Raw genomic sequence first — 18,061 nt, forward strand, 5'->3', positions numbered from 1 at the left:
TATGAGCAAGTACTCTTTTCATAAGCTGTCCATGTCGCTGCTTTGCATCGTGCCGGCCCTTATGGGGCAGGCACAGCAAACGCAGCCCGCAAAAGCGACCAAAACACGCCCCAACGTTATCATCATCTATGCCGATGACCTTGGGTGGAACCAGTTATCAACCTATGGCAACAAAAAAGTGCAAACCCCCAATATCGATGCGATCGGTAATGGAGGAGTAAAGTTCACACAGGCCTATGCCACGGCGCCTATCTGCTCGCCCTCCAGGGTGGGCTTGCTCACTGGCCGTTACCAGCAGCGATTCGGAGCCGAATTCCTGGTGCCCGAATTACAGTCGGTCGCAGTAACCGATCCCGAACTGATAGAGAAGATTAGGGTCGATGCCGTAGCCCGCAAAGCGGTGGCAGAAAAGGTAGATACTGCTGGCTACAAAGCGCTGCGCAAAGGCATCCCCGAATCGGAGCTGCTCATTGGCCAGTTGTTCAAGCAGGCAGGTTATGCAACCGGCGCCATCGGTAAATGGCATGTAGGCGAAGCCGATGGGCTGCAGCCCTGGAAGCGTGGATTCGATTATTACTACGGCACCCTCACCTGGGGTACTATCTATGCCAGCGTGCAGGATCCCAATATCCTCACAAAGTCATATCACTTTCACACAGCGCAGTCAAAGCTCACCCGCCGCGAAGGTTCCATTCAAATTACCCGCAATGGGCAGATCGTGGAAGAAACAGCCTACATCACCGATCGGATAGGGGAGGAAGCCGTCGGCTTTATCGATCAGCACAAGCAGGACCCCTTCTTCCTGTATGTGCCCTTCAATGCGCCGCACGATCCATTCCAGGCAAAGAAGGCCGACTTCGATAAGATCACTAGCACCACCGATACTACCGAACGCATCTACCTAGCCATGATCGCATCACTCGATGAAGCAGTAGGACGTATTGTTAATAAGCTGAAGCAGGAAGGTCTCGAAGAAAATACGATCATCTTCTTTGGTAGCGACAACGGTGGCGCCTCTTACACCAATCAAATGAGCAATGCACCGCTCAAAGGCGGAAAGCTCAGTCATTTCGAAGGAGGCATAAGAGTGCCGCTGTTGGCAAAGTATCCGGCAAAGATCAAAGCGGGCGCAACCTACGATTACCCGGTCAGCAACCTCGATATATTCGCTACGGCAGTACAGGCAGCGGGAGTGTCTTTGCCTGCCGATCGCATCTATGATGGCGTTGACCTCGTGCCCTATGTCAATAAGGCCAACACAGCACGTCCGCACGAAACGCTGTATTGGCGCAATGGTTATTCGAAAGCGGTACGCAAAGGCGATTGGAAGCTCTACATCAATGAGCGCAACAACAAAGTATTGTTGTACGATCTCGCTAGTGATCCGGGCGAACAACACGATCAGTCAGCCGCTAACCCCGCTAAAATAAAGGAATTGCAAACAGCCCTAAAACAATGGGAAAAGCAGCTCGCAAAGCCGCGCTGGCCATCATTGCGCAGTGAAGTAATAGGCGAACTCGCCGATGCCGGATATTATTTTCCTATCTAACCGGTTGACTTTTACAACCCTACTAAAATGGTAGGAATTAATTTTGGGCGTAATATTTTACGCCCATATCTTTGTGTGCATATCACGATCTGCTTACCAGCCAAAGGTTAAAAAGTGTATACCATGAGACAGATGCCTGCGTTGATGACTTTACTGACTGCACGACTGAAACACTCCTTTCATTCGAACATCCCGTCTTACAGTATTGCTCGTTGTTGTTGCTGTTGCTAATCAGCTGACATACGAAAAGGTAAAGTGCTGCTAAGAACAGCACAGTACCCACATGGCCATAAAGGCGCCCCGCTGCGAAAACAAAGCCGGTCAGGCCTCCTTTTGCCAACATCTTACACATTTACACTCAATCATACAATACAATGAAGAGGATCATTGCCCTCTGGGCTATCATTATTGCATTGCCTGTTGCCCTCACAGCGCAAACGCGCATCATCCGGGGCACGGTACTCGATAAAAGTGGCAACCAGCCGCTCAACGGGGTCACCGTACAGGCATCGGGAGTTGCTGCCAGCACCGACGCTGGTGGAAACTTCTCCATCGCAGTATCAACCAATACACTGCTCACCTTTTCTTACATCGGTTATGCCACACAACAGGCCAAAGCCGATACCTTGCGCGAAAGCATTACCGTATGGCTGTCAGCCACGGACAATTCGCTCGATGCAGTCGTGGTAACGGCACTCGGTATATCCAAGCAAAAGAAATCATTGGGTTACGCAACCCAGGAGTTGAAAGCAAAAGATATCTCCGAAGCTAAAGAAGCCAACGTGGTCAACGCACTGGCCGGTAAAATAGCCGGTGTCCGCGTCACCAATACACAGGGCGATATGGGATCATCCCGTATAGTGATCCGTGGAGAAACTTCTATTGCCAACAACAACCAGCCACTCTTTATCGTAGATGGCGTTCCGGTCGATAACTCGCAACTGGGAGCCGGTGGCTCACGCGATTACCGCAATGCCATCGCCGACCTCAACTCCGAAGATATTGAGAACATAAGTGTGCTGAAAGGCCCCAACGCAGCAGCCCTCTATGGCTCACGCGCTGCCCATGGCGTTATCCTCATCAAAACAAAGACCGGTAAAAGCCGCAATGGAATTGGGGTAACGCTCAACTCCAATACTACTTTCTCCAGCGTCAACATCCTGCCCGGGTATCAGAATGTATTTGGTCAGGGTGCCGAAGGCAAGTTCAGCTATGTGGATGGTAAAGGCGGTGGTATCAACGATGGGGTCGATGAAAGCTGGGGTCCAAAACTCGATGGCCGCCTCATACCGCAATTCTATTCCAACGGCGTGCCTGTTCCCTTTGTAGCGCACCCTGATAATGTGAAGGATTACTTCAAGACTGGTGTGTTGCTCAGCAACAGCATCTCCCTCGATGGCGCCGGCGATAAATACAATTACCGCGTATCATTCAACAATGAAAAGCAATGGGGCATAGTACCCAATAGCGAAGCGGGTAAAAACAATGTATCCTTCAACGGAACATTCGAAGTAGCGCCCAAACTGAAACTCGGCGTCGGTGCCAATTACATCGTAACCGATGCGCCCAACCTGCCAGGCGCAGGCGGCCGTCGTGCAACCAGCACCATGCTGCAGTTTACCTGGTTCGGTCGCCAGGTCGATATCAACCAGCTGCGCAATTACAAAGATGCCAACGGCAACACCTTCAACTGGAACAATAGTTACTACAGCAACCCATACTGGGTGGCATATGAAAATACCGTAAGCCAGCGCCGCAATCGCTTCATCGGTAATCTTAACCTTACCTATGACATCACCGACGGACTCTCCTTTAACTTCCGCACCGGTAGCGATTACTACAATGATAAGCGTAAATCGAAGATCGCCTACGGCACCAATGGAACACCCTTCGGTTCTTACCAGGAAACCAACTACATCGTAAACGAGAACAATACCGAAGCAACCCTGCGTTATAACAGGGAGATCGGCAGCGACTTCACGCTCGATGTACTGGCCGGTGGCAACGTACGCACCAAAACATATGAAGAGAACGATCAGCAGGCGCCCCGTCTGGCAGTAGCGGGCGTATACACGCTCACCAATTCTCGCGATCCGCTCATCTCCTCCAATTATTATTCGAAGCTGCGGGTATACAGTGCCTATGCATCAGCACAGCTGGGTTACCGCAACTGGGCCTTCCTTAACCTCACAGCCCGTAATGACCGGTCATCTACCTTGCCCAGTCAAAACCTGTCTTATTTCTACCCATCTGTCAACGCCAGTGTGGTGTTAACAGATGCCCTTGATATCAAGAGCAATGTCCTCAGCTTCCTGAAGGTGCGCGGTGGTTGGTCCGAAGTAGGTGCCGATGCCGATCCCTATCAGCTCATCAATACCTACAATTTCAACGCACCTTACAATGGCAATCCGCAGTTAACGACCAGCGGCGTTGACCTCAATCCCAACCTCAAATCCGAAAGCACCAATTCAACTGAAATTGGCATAGAGGCGGCTTTGTTCAATAACCGCGTTCGCATCGATGCGAGTTTGTACAATACCAACAGCGTCGATCAGATCCTCCGCGTAGATGTAAGCTCTACCACCGGTTATACCCAAAAACTGCTCAATGCCGGTAAGATCAATAACAAGGGGATTGAACTGCAATTAGGCATCACCCCGGTTAAGTTGAAAGACTTCCGCTGGGATATCGACCTCAACTATGCAGCCAACCGCAGCAAGCTCGAGTACCTCGATGAAGCGCAAACCCTGAAGAACTATGTGCTCGGAACTTACCGCAACCTGCAGGTGCTGGCTACCGTGGGTAAGGCCTACGGCACCCTGTTTGGTAATGCTTACCTGCGCGATGCAAATGGTAATATTGTTGTAAACAACAGCGGCATCCCACTGGCCAGCCCTACCAAGAAAGTGTTGGGTAAATACACCCCCGATTGGATCGGAGGCATTACCAACAGCTTTACCTATAAGCAGTTCAATCTTTCCTTCCTCATCGATGCCAGCATTGGCGGATCGCTCTTTGCAGGCACCAACTCAACAGGTAGCTATACCGGCGTGCTCGCGCTCACCCTGCCCGGCCGCGATGCCGATCATGGAGGCTTGAACTACTACTATCCCAATAATGATAAGTCCAAAGGAACAGTGGCCCTGCCCAAAGGTGGCGCCGCACCCAACGGAGAAGCAGTGTATGAAGATGGTATGATCTATAAAGGAGTTACCCAGGCCGGTGCTGCCAACACAACCATCATTCCAGCCTCACAGTATTACAAAGCATCCCGCAACATCGAAGAGGAATATGTGTACAGCGCATCGTATGTGAAGTTCCGCGAGCTGAAGTTCGGTTACAATATCCCCCGCAACTGGATCAAAAAGATCGGACTCACCGGCGCCACCATCAGCCTCGTAGGCCGCAACCTTTGGATCATCCATAAGGATGTGCCCAATATCGATCCGGAAACGGCCTTCACCAGCGGCAATGCACAAGGTTTGGAAGACCTTACCCTGCCCACCACGCGCAGCTATGGCTTCAACATCAACGTAAAATTCTAAACAGAACGATCATGACAAAGCATATATACAGGCTCCTGCTCGCAGCATTCACCCTCAGCGTGGCTGCCTCCTGCAAAAAGGACCTTACGGAGATCAATAAGAATCCCAATGCGGCCGAGAATCCGCAGCCGGATTACCTGCTCACCGCCGCACAGAAATTAACGGCTGATGTATATTGGGGAGCCGATAACAATTTCAACAGCACCCTGCTCATCATACAGCACTGGGCCAAAATACAGTATACCGAGCCCGACAGGTATATCTTCACTAATAGCAGCTTTACGTCGCTGTGGAATACAGGGTATGCTACCAGCATCACCAACCTCAATGCCATCATAAAGCTGCCCGATGGAAAAGCCAACGCCAATTACAAGGCCGTGGCCACCATCCTGCGGTCCTGGGTATTTAGCCTGCTCGCCGATGCGTATGGTAACATTCCTTACCAGCAGGCAGGTAACCTCAGCACCTATTTTACGCCGGAATACAATACCCAGAAAGATGTCTATTTTGGCTTACTCGATGAGTTGAAGGCTGCCGGCAACAACCTGAATGCCACTGCCGGAACCATAGCCGGTGATATCATATACGGTGGTAAAATTGACCGTTGGAAGAAGTTTGCCAACGCCTTGCGCCTCCGGATTGCCCTGCGCATCGCCGACCGCGAATCCGAAAAAGCCAAAGAGGTTATCAATGAAGTGTTAAATAATGCGGGTGGACTCATCGCTACTGTAGACGAAGCTGCCCGCTTTGCGTACACGACACCGCCTCAGCAAAACCCCGTTGGCGCGTGGTTCGATACAAGAGATGATTTTAGAATAGGTAAAACCCTGGTCGACAAACTCTATGCGCTCAATGATCCCCGTCTTCCCATCTTCGCCAACAAACCAACCGATCAAACTGTTACTAACTACGTCGGCGTACCCAGCGGCCTCACCAACAGCGATGCCAATAACCTGGGGTTCGCCAAAACGTCTAAGCCCGGATCTTACTTTTATGCGGCCACAGCACCAGCGGTGATCCAGAGTTATGCAGAAGTATTGTTTTCCCGGGCCGAAGCGGCGGCGAGGCAGTTCACAACAGAGAACGCCGAAGATCTTTACAAGCAGGCCATCAAAGCGTCTTTCAACCAGTATGGCATTACCGATGCCACGGTGATCGGCAACTATACGGCACAGGCAACAGTCGCGTTCGATGCCGGCAACTTTAAGAAGTCGATCGGTGAGCAAAAGTGGATCGCGCTCTTCGGTCAGGGTCTTGAAGCGTTTGCTGAGTGGAGAAGGCTCGACTATCCCCAGCTCACAGCAGGGGCGGCCGGTACGCTCGATGGAAAGATACCAGTACGGTTCATTTATCCTGGTTCCGAGCAGGCGCTCAATGGTGACAATTACAAAAAAGCCATCGATAACCAGGGAACAGATAATCTGGTAACCAAATTGTGGTACGATAGGTATTAGACTAGCGCCGCACAGGAAAAAAGAATAAATTCGAAGATTCGATAATGCTAAGACGCCTTAATGGCGTCTTATGCAATAGATAAACGACTTACCAAAAGAAGTATGAAGAAGTTATTACTGATAGCAAGCCTCATCGCATTCGCAGGTGCTACACAAGCGGCTCCGGTAAAGAATGCAGAACTGAAGCCCGGCACCTGGAAAGGGGTCATACAGCGGCCCGATGGGGAGCAGATCGTGTTCAATTTCGAAGTAAAGCCTGTTAACGGCAAGAAAGTACTGTATGTGCTGAATGCCTCCGAGCGCTTGCTGGTCGATGATATTCGCCAGCAGGGCGATTCCCTGTGGATCAGCATGCCGTTCTTCGATGCGCATTTTGCAACGGTCATCAAGAGCAATGGCAGCCTCGAAGGCAAGTACATCAAGATAAGCGGAGAACGTCGTTTTGAGATACCCTTCTTTGCCCTGCCCGGCAACAAGGAGCGCTATCCCATATCGCCCAAAACCAAATACAAGGTAGCCGGCCGTTGGGATGTAACCTTCGGCGAAGGCAAAGACGCCTCCAAGGCAGTGGGTGAGTTTCAGCAGGGCGTCAATGGAAAAGTGACCGGCACCTTCCTCACGCCAACCGGCGACTATCGTTATCTGGAAGGGGGCATTGAGAAAGATACCCTGCGCCTGTCGGCATTCGATGGCAGCCACGTGTACCTGTTCAAGGCAAAGCTCGATAACGACAGCACCATAACGCAGGCAACCTTCTATGCAGGCGGAGCCGGCAAAGAAGCCTGGGTGGCCAACAAAGATGCCAATGCAAAACTGCCTGATGGGTTCTCTGCAGTAAAGTTGCGCGCCGGCGAAAACAAGCTCAATTTCCGCTTCCCTGCCACCACGGGCGAGCAAATAGGCATAGCCGATGATCGGTTTAAGAACAAAGTGGTCGTGATCCAGATACTGGGTTCCTGGTGCCCCAATTGTATGGACGAAACAAAATTCCTGGTCGACTATTACAAGAAGAACAAGCAAAGAGGCGTAGAAGTGGTCGGACTGGCATACGAACGTTCCACCGATTTCGAGAAGTCTAAAACAGCACTGGCTACCTTCCAAAAGCGACTGGGCGTAAACTATCCCTTCCTGGTTACTACAGCAGCGGTATCCGATCCAAAGCGTACGGAGAAAACACTGCCGCAGATAGAGCCCCTGCAGGGATTCCCTACTACCATTTTTATTGATAAGAAAGGTAACGTAAGGAAAATACATACCGGTTATGATGGGCCGGCAACCGGGCAACACCATGAAGAGTTCAAGAAGGAGTTTGAAGGGCTCATCAATGAATTGCTCACAGAAGAGTAACGCACTCAATCCATCTATACAACCCTTTTGTCATCCGCTCACGGGCATTGACAAAAGGGTTTTTCTTTGCCATTTTCTTCTTATTTTGGTACTCTATGAGTACTTATCAACCAGCCGTTAATCGTTACGAACAAATGCAATACCGCCGCTGCGGAAAAAGCGGCATTCAATTGCCTGCCATATCACTCGGGCTCTGGCACAATTTCGGGCACGTGGATGTGCTCGAAAATTCAAGGGCCATCCTGCGCCTCGCATTCGATAATGGGATCACCCATTTCGACCTGGCCAACAACTACGGACCACCTCCCGGATCAGCCGAAGAGAACTTTGGTAAGATCCTCAAAGAAGACTTCGCCGGCTACCGAGATGAACTGATCATTTCATCCAAAGCCGGGTATACCATGTGGGCCGGTCCTTATGGAGACTGGGGCTCCAAAAAATACCTGGTGGCCAGTCTCGATCAAAGTCTTAAGCGCATGGGGCTCGATTATGTAGATATCTTTTACCATCACCGGCCCGATCCCAATACACCGCTCGAAGAAACCATGGGCGCACTCGATCTTATCGTGCGGCAGGGCAAAGCCCTGTATGTGGGCATCTCTAATTACCCGGCCGACGAGGCGCGTAAAGCAATTACTCTGTTGCGCGAAATGGGAACGCCTTGTCTGATACACCAGCCTAAGTATTCCATGTTTGTTCGTTGGGTAGAGGAGGGGTTGCTCGATGTGCTGGGAGAAGAAGGAGTGGGTTGTATACCCTTCTCGCCATTGGCACAGGGGCTGCTCACCAATAAATACCTCAAGGGCATACCAGCCGATTCTCGCGCAGCCAAGGCGCATGGCTTCCTCAAGGAAGAAGAAGTAACGCCGCAGCGCGTTGGTCAGATACAGCAGCTGAATGAAATAGCGGTGCAGCGCAATCAGTCACTGGCGCAAATGGCGCTGGCCTGGTTGTTGAAAGATGATCGGGTAACATCTGTGTTGATCGGGGCCAGCAGCCCGGCACAGTTGGCCGATTCATTGCAGTGCATCAAAAGCAAGCCATTTACCAGCGATGAGCTGGAGCGAATAGAGAAGATATTGAAGTAGGTCCGTGTATATAATTTAAAAGCGGTGATCGCCGTCTGTAACAGACAATGCGGTCACCGCTTTTATATTAATAGTATTGAAGGATGCTTGCTTCGGGCTACTCAACTCTCCCACACGATATTCAACACCTCACCCTGTTCATCAGTTTCAATCGCCAGCACCTGTTGGCTGGGCCGGCCGTTGATGGCCAGCGAGTAGTCGAAAATGGCCAAAAAGCCGCCTTCGGCATCGGGGTATATGCCAATCCTTACCGGTTGCAGTTTGCCCAGCAATTGGATAGGGGCCGATAGGTTGTCGAATTGGTCGCCGAGCATCCTGCGCAAGTCACGCGGACCCAGTTCGTCCAGAAAGAAGCGGATATAGTCCAGGGCTTCGCCATCGGCATCATAGTCATCGCGCAAAACGGCTCTATGCGCTTCATGAAACGCAGCGATCTTTTCCAGGAACTGATTGATGGTAGTGTCGAGGCCGGCTGCTAATTGTCTTTCATCAAAATGGAGGTCTAGTGAAACGGGGTAGCCGTCGATGTTCGTACTGGCATCATACCGGTCGTTGGTATTAAGGGCATTGACAGTGCCAAAATAAAGGATTTGGTATTCGCTCATAGTTGAGAGTGTTTAAACGTGCCCCAAGATACAACTATGATAAAAAAAAGCCTATTTCTTCCTATACCCCTCGATCTTACCCAAAATCTTCTGCGCATGTTCCGTTATGGGCGCGCCTTTGTTCATGAGCCAGCGGGCCAGGTCTTCTGCGGCCTCCCAGTCTTTCGTACCGGGGTCTACCAACGCAGCGCGCACCGTGCCCCAGCCTACATTATCTACAAAGTGAACGTCTGCGCCTCTGCTCACCAGTAACTCAACAATAGCCCGGTGTTTCTTATGGGAAGCCTTCATCAGCGGAGTCCAAAACCGCGGACCGTCCCACAAATTCGTATCCACCTTCGATTCAATGTCTGCACCGGCATCCAACAACCACTCAACGATCTCCAGGTGTCCCATTTCTGCAGCAATCATGAGCGGGCTGCAATTTGAGTTTCGCGCGTTTTGCCCTTGTTCTTTATCTGCCCCTTTTTCAATCAGGGTCTTTACCTGCTGTAAGTCGCCAGCTACGGCAGCTTTATATAAAGAAGTGCAATATGGTTTCAGGGGCTCGGCGCCCATATAGGCAATTTCATCCTGCAGGCTTTTTAGAAAGTCGGCGATTTCCTTTCTTTTCGTAACATCTTTCTCAAGGCTGAGCGCTTTATCGATATCCGATTCTGCTGCGCTATGCAGGTTCAGTTGAATAAGGGCCTGGGCTCTCCACGAATAAAGTTGCGGATCAGTAGGGTGCTTTTCGATCAGTTTATTGAATAAGGAATGGGCTTCTTCAAATTGATGCGATAACAAAGCCTGCTGAGCACGCTCCAGGGTCAAATTTTTTGCCATAGTTGTGGTTTGGTAATAGGATGAATAACGGTCATCTTCGGTTGATGCCATTACAAACGGTCCACCACGATAAATATTTTAAAGCAAAAAGGAGCTGAAATGTAGTCGGGGATTGAATTTGGGGCCGCCCGGGAAGTGTGCGCCCAGCTCAGGCAGAACCCGCGTGTCTTGATCCGTAAAATCGTATGGTTAACACCTGCAGTATAGGTAATACTACCTGCAATGAAAAAAGATAGGTAATTATTGAAAATTAATAGACAGATGCATACTCACTGTCCAGTAGTTGAAGCAGAACGGGTTGCGGATGCCGTTTTTTTACATAAGGCATCAGGGGCGCTAGAAACGAAAAAACGATGCTGTTAATAGTGACATCGCCCTTTTCTTCGTCATACGAGGCTTTGCTACCCGAAGTCCAGAATTCGGGTTCATCCTGTTCGTATTCCAATTGCCACGCAGCCAGGTCGAGAACAGCATATTCCACGAATTCAAAATCCGGACAGTTATTGCCCGTCTCTTCGGGAGACTTATGTAGGTTAAAGTTGATGGTGAGCCACCCGGCCCAGGGGCAACAGTAAATTCCGATAGATGAAGGCTGTGCATGTTCACTGGTAAACCTTTCCGTGGAGGAGTGAATGAAATCGAGAATAGTATCGGTATAAATGTCAAGGTTCACCATAGCAGGCAATATAGCATATTTTGAGGAATGCCATATTGCTTGTCAAAAGTCAGTGCACCCAAAATCGGTCGTCAGTCTACTATTACTGAGCGATCTTTTCGTTTTTGTCGGGCCCCATCTTATAGCCCATCAGTTTAGCCAGCGTCGGCTCCAGGCTGCCGTCATCCATACCCACCCCAATGATCTTCATATTGCCATCCAGTAAAACCGAAAAGGGAATGGCATTGAGTTGAATGTGCTTGGCGATATCGCTTTCAAAACCTTTCAGGTCTACGGCTTGCGGCCACGGCAGGTCCTGATCTTTTAAAGCCTTCAGCCATTCGTGTTTCTTGGTATCAACCGAAATGCTCACGATCTCAAAGCGTGGGTCATTGAATTTACCCTTCATGACTTTGTTTTCCTTGTGGGCAACGCGGCAGGGCCCGCAGTGACTATCCCAAAAGTCCACGAGAATATAAGAGGCCTTGATGGAGGAAATTTTAAACGGCTTGCCGTCAACGTCGGACAATTCGAAGTCGGGAAAGGTGGAGCCAACTTTCAAAGCCGTACGCTGGGCCAGGTAGTTCCGGATTAAAGCCCCGGCATCGGTCATTTGCTCACTTTCTGGAAGCCTGTTGTATAGTTTACCGGTATTTACTTCGCCTAGCTGCTTGCTGAAGAAACGGATATGGTGAACCAGCACTTTTGAGTTCGGTTTGGCCGTCATCAGGCTATCGAGGTAAGCGTAATACTTTTTTTGAGCAAGAGTGGCATACTCCTCCTGCGAAGTCGGGATGATCGGGTCTCGCGTAATGAGCGTTTTGGTGAAGTAAAGGTAACTGTCGTCATTCCCGGAAACATGGGTCGTGCGAAGGAGGCAGCGTCCGTTCATTTTCCATTCGGCAAAATTCATGACTAAGTTTCCTTCGTCCAGCCAGATGAAAATGATAGTCGACGTTTCGGTGGAGATATGAGCTTCTCCGGCTTTGTCCAGCGTGCCCGAAAAAGAGAAACTGCCGTCGTCTGCAATCTTTGTGGTTTTATCCTCCCCGCGAACCGATAAAGTGATTTTCTTCGAGCCGGTAACCCGCTCAACGGTCCCCGTAATTTGATAATTGATCTTTTGCGCAGTAGCCCCAAAAGAACTGACCGTAAAAACGAAGGCAAGTAAAAGTTGCTGCATACAATATGGTAAGGGTTGAAAGTGAAAGCTAAACACTAACGGGGTAGGATGTCTTACTAAGATAAGGCTGCTCATCGGTTTGTCCGAAAATTACATCCGACACAAGGGTGTTTTAACGAAATCTTAGGTCGGGGCCAGTTCAATGCATCCGGACTGGTGCCAGTTCAGGCATCTTGAAATGGGGTTGGTGCCTGTTCCTTGCATGAATAGCCCTTCGGCCGCGTTCAAGCACCAAAATACCAATATGCGCATACCCCGGGTCCAATTGTTTATAGTCCTGATGATGGCCGTTATGGCCGGCTTCGTGGCTTGTAAAAAGGAAGCAAAGCCATACGTCGATGCCAGCAAAAAGGAAGTCGTTATAGCGACGGCTGGCGGTTCCGAAACCATCACGCTCAAAGCCAATGTCGCCTGGAAAATAACCGTTCCTGCCGAAGTGGAGTGGCTTACAATAGATCGTACGGTTGGCGAAGCAGGAGAAACTGCCCTCAAAATTACCGTGCAGGAAAACCCCACAAGCACCAATCGTACGGCAAACCTCACATTAAATGCTGTCGACGCTCAGGCTCCGGCCGTTACGATCGCTGTAAAACAACAGGAAACAACCCTGGCGATTACAGCAGTACCAACCCAGGTAGCGGGTGCACAAATCATTACCATAGAGGGGAAAGGTTTCTCTACTGTACTTGCCGAAAATACAGTGACCGTAAATGGTAAAGCGGCCCTTGTAAAGGAGGCGCAGCACAATAAACTAAAAGTGGAAGTTCCGCTCAAGGCAGGCGAAGGTAAGATCGTGGTAAAGGTAGCCGCGCAAACTGCGGAGAGCCCGGTAGTGAAATACAATTGGGTGTGGATGACAACATCCTTGTATGGTGCTTATGGCGCGTATGGAATTACCGTATCAGATAATGGAACCGTATATACCGGTAATTTTGGTTTACATACCATTTCAAAATTTAGTCCAGGGACAAGTGCTGTGTTGGCAGGAAGTATCTCACATGTGGCCGGATTTAATGACAACACAGATGGCTCAAAAGCATTGTTCTATTATCCGGGAGGTTTAGCCATGTCAGAGTTAGGAGATGTGCTCGTGGCTGATATTAACAACGGAGTGATACGTCAGGTTACACCAACGGGTAGTGTGTCAACGTTTAAAACATTTTCAAAGGCAATTTATCCGGCTGTAATTACGGCTTCTGCCGATAAAAAGCTATTCTACGTAACAGATTGGTCTGGCAGAAACCTGGTGAGGTTTGATAATACTGGTGCAGAAACACATAGAAGCTTTGCTTCTGACGACGGTGGCATGGGTGATATCAAAATAAATGGGCTTTCGCTGGCGCCCAATAACGATCTGTATCTCACCGATAATGCACAGCACAGGGTGCTTAAACTCAGCAATGGCGTATTAAGTGTCGTAGCCGGCGGCATGCAGGGTGATGGCGACGGCGCAGGTACTGCAGCAAAATTGTATTCGCCTTTTGGCATAGCGCATGGCAATGGCGATACCTTGTTTATTGCCGATCAAAACAATCATAAGATCAAAATGATCACGGGTGGTAATGTCGTGACTACCATCGCCGGTAGCAGCGCAGGGGTCGAAGATGGTATTGGAACCGCTGCAAAATACAAGGCACCAACACATCTTCACTACGATAAACTTAATGGAGACCTGTATATCGCCGATAATGGCAACGACGCCGTTCGTAAACTCACAAGACAATAACCCAAACTTCTTGCCGGGAGCACGTAGGCCCGGCAATTCTTAACACGGGGCCCCGCTTTCTGCCTGCAGAAGGCGGGGTTATTTTTTACGATGCCTCAATACCACATAGATATGCGGTACAATGCTAACCTTCAAAACCCGACCTTCACCATATGAAATGGCTCACCACCCTGCTGCTATTGGTCTCGATGACCGCGATCCAGGCGCAACCCAAAATATTGTATTACAAGCAGTCTTCGTCCGCATTCGCACAGAAGAAGATCCGCAAGGCCGATCTGGCACAGGACATCAAATACTGGATGCAGGTCATGGAAGAAAGCCATGTCAACCTCTACCACGCAACGACAAAAAAAGCATTGCAAAGCCTGGCCACCCGCTTGTTGGCTCAATTGCCCGATTCCTTCGAGCACCGTAAGGCCACATTGCTCATCAGTACACTGGCTGCCTCGCTCAATGAAGGCCACCTCGGCTTAGCGGCCGACCCCGTCACGGATAGTCTCTATGTGTGGCAGTCAAAACGATTCCCCTATTTTATGCGTGGCATCAATAGCGAGGGTTTTGTAGTCGAAGTCGATCTAAGTAAAAGAACACCCAAGTTGGAACCGGGTAGTACAATACTTTCCATCAACGGTCACAAGTCAATTGATCTCATCAAAAAGTACTCGCGCTACTACGGTGGACTTGAAGCCTGGAAAAAAGTATCCGTAAAAGACGCCATCCGGAAGCTGCTGTTTATGGATGATATCAAGAGCCCTTTTGAGATCGTAGCCTTGCAAGGCAGCGATACGCTGCGCTATTCGGTTGATGGATTCTCCCGGAGCGAGGCAGATAGCATTACCAAAGTGCTTTCTCGGTCTATCCTGCGTCCCGAGCCCTTTTTGCTGAAGTTCGAGCCCGGCAACATCGCGGTGATAGAGTTCAACGACATGGACCGATCCCATAAAGAGAAGTTTGCGGCGTTCCTGGATAGTAGTTTTAAGATCATACAGGAGCGTAAGGCAGCAGGCTTGGTAGTGGATATCAGGAAGAATGGTGGAGGCGATTTTGCACTGGGTGAGCTGCTCATTAGCTATTTCACCGGTAAACCATATAGAAACGTCAGTGCAGTAAAGTACAAGATCAGCAGCCATGCCAGGGCAATGGCAACACTGCGCAATGAAAATTTCCCTTTCCAGAACGAGAAAAATGGTAGCGTCTATAGTTTTAAGGTCGATGCACTTACTACACCCGATAGTCAGCAATACCGCTTTACCGGCAAAACTGCCCTGTTGATTGGCCCTTCAACATTCTCCAGTGCCAACATGCTGGCCAATACCATTAAAGATTATCAACTGGCTACCGTATTTGGTCAGCCTACAGCCGAGCCCGGAAACGATTTTGGCGAAATATTCCCTTTCATGCTTCCTCGCACACACGTCATCGCAACAGCGCCAGTAAAAATGTTCGTACGGGCCAATGGCAATGAAAAGGATTTTACAGGAATACAGCCCGATGTGTTTGTGAACGAAAAGCCAGGTGGAGAAGACGAGACGCTGCAGGCCGCCGTTAATTGGTTACACTCTTAAATAAATAATACCAAATTTTCAGCCCGCTGCACCAGGCAGCGGGCTTTTTTGTTGCACCAAACAGGCTTCAGGTAAATTGATCGATCCCCCGGGTTGGCGGATTAGCACATCCAACGGTGTCTTGAGGGGTAACGTTGAGGATAGTCTCATATCGTACTAACGTAACTGTATAAAAATGAAGAAGTCTCGTTTGTTGCTCGTGCCGCTTTTGGCGGCATGCACCACCGCATTTGCCCAAAAGAAGCCTAACATCTTGATCATCATGGGCGACGATATAGGCTGGTTCAATCCCAGCTGTTACAACCAGGGCATGATGGGTTTTAAAACGCCCAATATTGACCGCATAGCCCAGGAGGGAGGTAAGTTCAATACCTGGTATGGACAGCAAAGCTGTACAGCCGGTAGGGCCGCGTTTCTAACGGGGCAGTCGCCCATTCGTACGGGACTCACCAAGGTGGGCATGCCCGGGGCCGATATAGGCCTGCGCGATCAGGATCCCACGATAGCCGAATACCTGAAGGTGTTGGGTTATGCAACGGGTCAGTTCGGGAAGAACCACCTGGGCGATAAGGATGAGTTCCTGCCCACCAAACACGGGTTCGATGAATTTTTTGGTAACCTGTATCACCTCAATGCGGAGGAAGAACCGGAGAATCCTGATTATCCCAAATCCCCAGACTTCAAGAAAAAGTTTGGCCCCCGTGGCGTGATCAGGTCATCGGCCGACGGAAAAATTGAAGACACTGGTCCGTTAACCAAGAAAAGGATGGAAACCGTCGATGAAGAGTTTACAGTCGCTGCCATTAATTTCATGGACCGGCAAACGAAAGCCAATAAGCCATTCCTCTGTTATTACAATTCCACACGCATGCACGTATTTACGCATTTGAGTGCGCAGTACGAAGGCAAAACAGGATTGGGGCTGCAGGCGGATGGGATGACGGAGCACGACGATAATGTGGGAAAGCTGTTGAAGAAAGTAGATGAATTGGGCATAGCAGAGAATACGATCATTATTTATACAACCGACAATGGTGCCGAGTTGATGTCCTGGCCCGATGGTGGAAGTACACCCTTCCGCGGCGAAAAGGCCACCAATTGGGAAGGTGGTTATCGGGTGCCTACCTTGATCAAATGGCCTGGGGTAATTAAAGCGGGCACTATTTACAACGAGATATTTTCGCACGAAGATGTGTTGCCGACATTGTGTGCGGCGGCTGGCGATGCCAATGTAGTGGCCAAAACATTAACAGGTTATAAGCTGCAAACCAAAACCGTGAAGGTGCACCTCGATGGTTACAATATGCTGCCTTTCTTCAAGGGAGAAGTGAAAGAGTCACCCCGTAGGGAGTTTTTATATTGGAGCGATGATGGCGATATATTCGGCATCCGGTACGATCGTTGGAAGTTGGTGTTCATAGAGCAAAACCATGAAGGGATAGAAGTATGGTCGAAGGGGTTTGACAAGCTCCGTTTTCCGAAGACGTTCGATCTGTTGGCCGACCCGTTCGAGCGGGGCGATAAGTCGATTCTGTACAATATGTGGATGGTGGAGCGTGCGCCGATGATGTATGGGGCGCAGGCCCTGGTGGCCAAGTGGCTCAGCACGTTTAGGGAATTTCCGCCGCGGCAAAAGCCAGCCTCATTCAATTTGGATGAGATCATGCAGAAGATGAGTGAGCCCAGGCGTAACTAAAATTTCGAATAGTTGAGTACATTGGAGCACAGAGGCGGCTTCGGCTAGCGCTGTGCTCCATGTTATTTGGGGTGATCGTTCAATGCCGATATTGAACTACCTTTCGGGTAAGTCGCCTATACATGAAACGAGAAACCTACCTGGAGTCAATTGAACCACTGCTCGGTTATTTCAATGGCCTCATCCCTTTGGTTAAAAAGGAGAAGGAACTGGTGGCCGAAAAGTTTCATCCCCGGCTATTCAGGAAGCGCCAATATGTATTGCAGGAAGGGGATGTCTGCACGCAATTTTATTTTGTAGTGCGCGGCTGTTTGAGAATGTATAAGATCGATGAAAAGGGGAACACCCATATACTTCAATTCGCCACAGATAATTATTGGATACTTGATTTAGGCAGTTTCCATGGCCTCAAACCTTCCACCTTGAATATCGATGCACTGGAAGATACGGTCGTGTTGCAGATCAATCGCGAAGACCTTATCCAATTATATACGGCAGCGCCAAAGTTTGATCGCATATTCAGGGTGCTGATCGAAAACAGTTTTGTGCGCTTACAGGAGCGTCTCCTGCAAAACATCAGCTCCACGGCTGAGGAGCGCTACCAGTCATTTCTCGATGTATACCCGCATTTGGTAAACAGACTTTCTCAGGTTCAAATAGCTTCTTATTTGGGCATCACGCCCGAATTCCTGAGCCGGCTGCGCAACCGGAAAAAGAACGCCAAAAAGCCCTCAAAATCTTAAACTGGATCAAGGCTATTTCTTAAACCAGGTCATTGGACCGCACCTGCTTTTCGTCGGAAGTTTGCATTACAAATAATTCT

13 protein-coding genes are annotated in these 18,061 nt (G+C 49.6%); 9 read left to right on the plus strand and 4 right to left on the minus strand.

The features are described 5' to 3' along the window. Position 1 precedes the first annotated feature (1 nt). The 5 genes from P2H89_RS28085 (at position 2) to mgrA (ending at position 8,983) form a co-directional block, all read left to right on the plus strand. On the plus strand, positions 2 to 1,549 hold the full coding sequence (locus tag P2H89_RS28085) for a sulfatase-like hydrolase/transferase (protein WP_275833426.1): 1,548 nt from the start codon (positions 2 to 4) through the stop codon (positions 1,547 to 1,549). Between the two features lie 374 nt (positions 1,550 to 1,923). Beyond that, the gene (locus tag P2H89_RS28090) at positions 1,924 to 5,094 is read left to right on the plus strand and encodes a SusC/RagA family TonB-linked outer membrane protein (RefSeq protein WP_275833428.1); all 3,171 of its coding nucleotides are present in this window, start codon (positions 1,924 to 1,926) and stop codon (positions 5,092 to 5,094) included. A gap of 11 nt (positions 5,095 to 5,105) precedes the next feature. After that, positions 5,106 to 6,548: a SusD/RagB family nutrient-binding outer membrane lipoprotein gene (locus P2H89_RS28095; protein ID WP_275833430.1), complete on the plus strand. Its 1,443-nt coding sequence runs from the start codon at positions 5,106 to 5,108 to the stop codon at positions 6,546 to 6,548. 102 nt (positions 6,549 to 6,650) lie between these two features. Continuing rightward, positions 6,651 to 7,895, plus strand: coding sequence for a TlpA disulfide reductase family protein (locus tag P2H89_RS28100; protein ID WP_275833432.1), 1,245 nt, complete (start codon positions 6,651 to 6,653; stop codon positions 7,893 to 7,895). Between the two features lie 95 nt (positions 7,896 to 7,990). Beyond that, positions 7,991 to 8,983, plus strand: coding sequence for an L-glyceraldehyde 3-phosphate reductase (mgrA, locus tag P2H89_RS28105; protein WP_275833434.1), 993 nt, complete (start codon positions 7,991 to 7,993; stop codon positions 8,981 to 8,983). 101 nt (positions 8,984 to 9,084) lie between these two features. Here the strand turns inward: mgrA and P2H89_RS28110 are convergent, their stop codons facing one another. From P2H89_RS28110 to P2H89_RS28125, 4 genes are all read right to left on the minus strand, one after another. Continuing rightward, positions 9,085 to 9,588, minus strand: coding sequence for a DUF2004 domain-containing protein (locus tag P2H89_RS28110; RefSeq protein WP_275833436.1), 504 nt, complete (start codon positions 9,586 to 9,588; stop codon positions 9,085 to 9,087). A 51-nt stretch (positions 9,589 to 9,639) separates the two neighbouring features. After that, positions 9,640 to 10,413, minus strand: coding sequence for an ankyrin repeat domain-containing protein (locus P2H89_RS28115; protein ID WP_275833438.1), 774 nt, complete (start codon positions 10,411 to 10,413; stop codon positions 9,640 to 9,642). Between the two features lie 250 nt (positions 10,414 to 10,663). Continuing rightward, on the minus strand, positions 10,664 to 11,089 hold the full coding sequence (locus P2H89_RS28120; protein ID WP_275833439.1) for a hypothetical protein: 426 nt from the start codon (positions 11,087 to 11,089) through the stop codon (positions 10,664 to 10,666). Positions 11,090 to 11,171: 82 nt separating this feature from the next. Continuing rightward, positions 11,172 to 12,251, minus strand: a complete 1,080-nt coding sequence (locus P2H89_RS28125) for a TlpA disulfide reductase family protein (RefSeq protein ID WP_275833441.1) — start codon at positions 12,249 to 12,251, stop codon at positions 11,172 to 11,174. A gap of 244 nt (positions 12,252 to 12,495) precedes the next feature. Here P2H89_RS28125 and P2H89_RS28130 point away from each other — a divergent pair, with 244 nt between their 5' ends. From P2H89_RS28130 to P2H89_RS28145, 4 genes are all read left to right on the plus strand, one after another. Next, entirely contained in the window at positions 12,496 to 13,977 is a 1,482-nt protein-coding gene (locus P2H89_RS28130; protein ID WP_275833442.1) for a BACON domain-containing carbohydrate-binding protein, read from the plus strand. 152 nt (positions 13,978 to 14,129) lie between these two features. Then, on the plus strand, positions 14,130 to 15,542 hold the full coding sequence (locus P2H89_RS28135; RefSeq protein WP_275833444.1) for a S41 family peptidase: 1,413 nt from the start codon (positions 14,130 to 14,132) through the stop codon (positions 15,540 to 15,542). A gap of 175 nt (positions 15,543 to 15,717) precedes the next feature. Then, positions 15,718 to 17,238, plus strand: coding sequence for an arylsulfatase (locus tag P2H89_RS28140; RefSeq protein WP_275833446.1), 1,521 nt, complete (start codon positions 15,718 to 15,720; stop codon positions 17,236 to 17,238). Positions 17,239 to 17,360: 122 nt separating this feature from the next. Continuing rightward, positions 17,361 to 17,981 (plus strand): Crp/Fnr family transcriptional regulator, encoded by a 621-nt coding sequence (locus P2H89_RS28145; RefSeq protein ID WP_275833448.1) that lies wholly within the window; start codon positions 17,361 to 17,363, stop codon positions 17,979 to 17,981. Positions 17,982 to 18,061: the final 80 nt, after the last annotated feature.

Source organism: Paraflavitalea sp. CAU 1676, assembly GCF_029223285.1.
Lineage (GTDB): Bacteria > Bacteroidota > Bacteroidia > Chitinophagales > Chitinophagaceae > Paraflavitalea.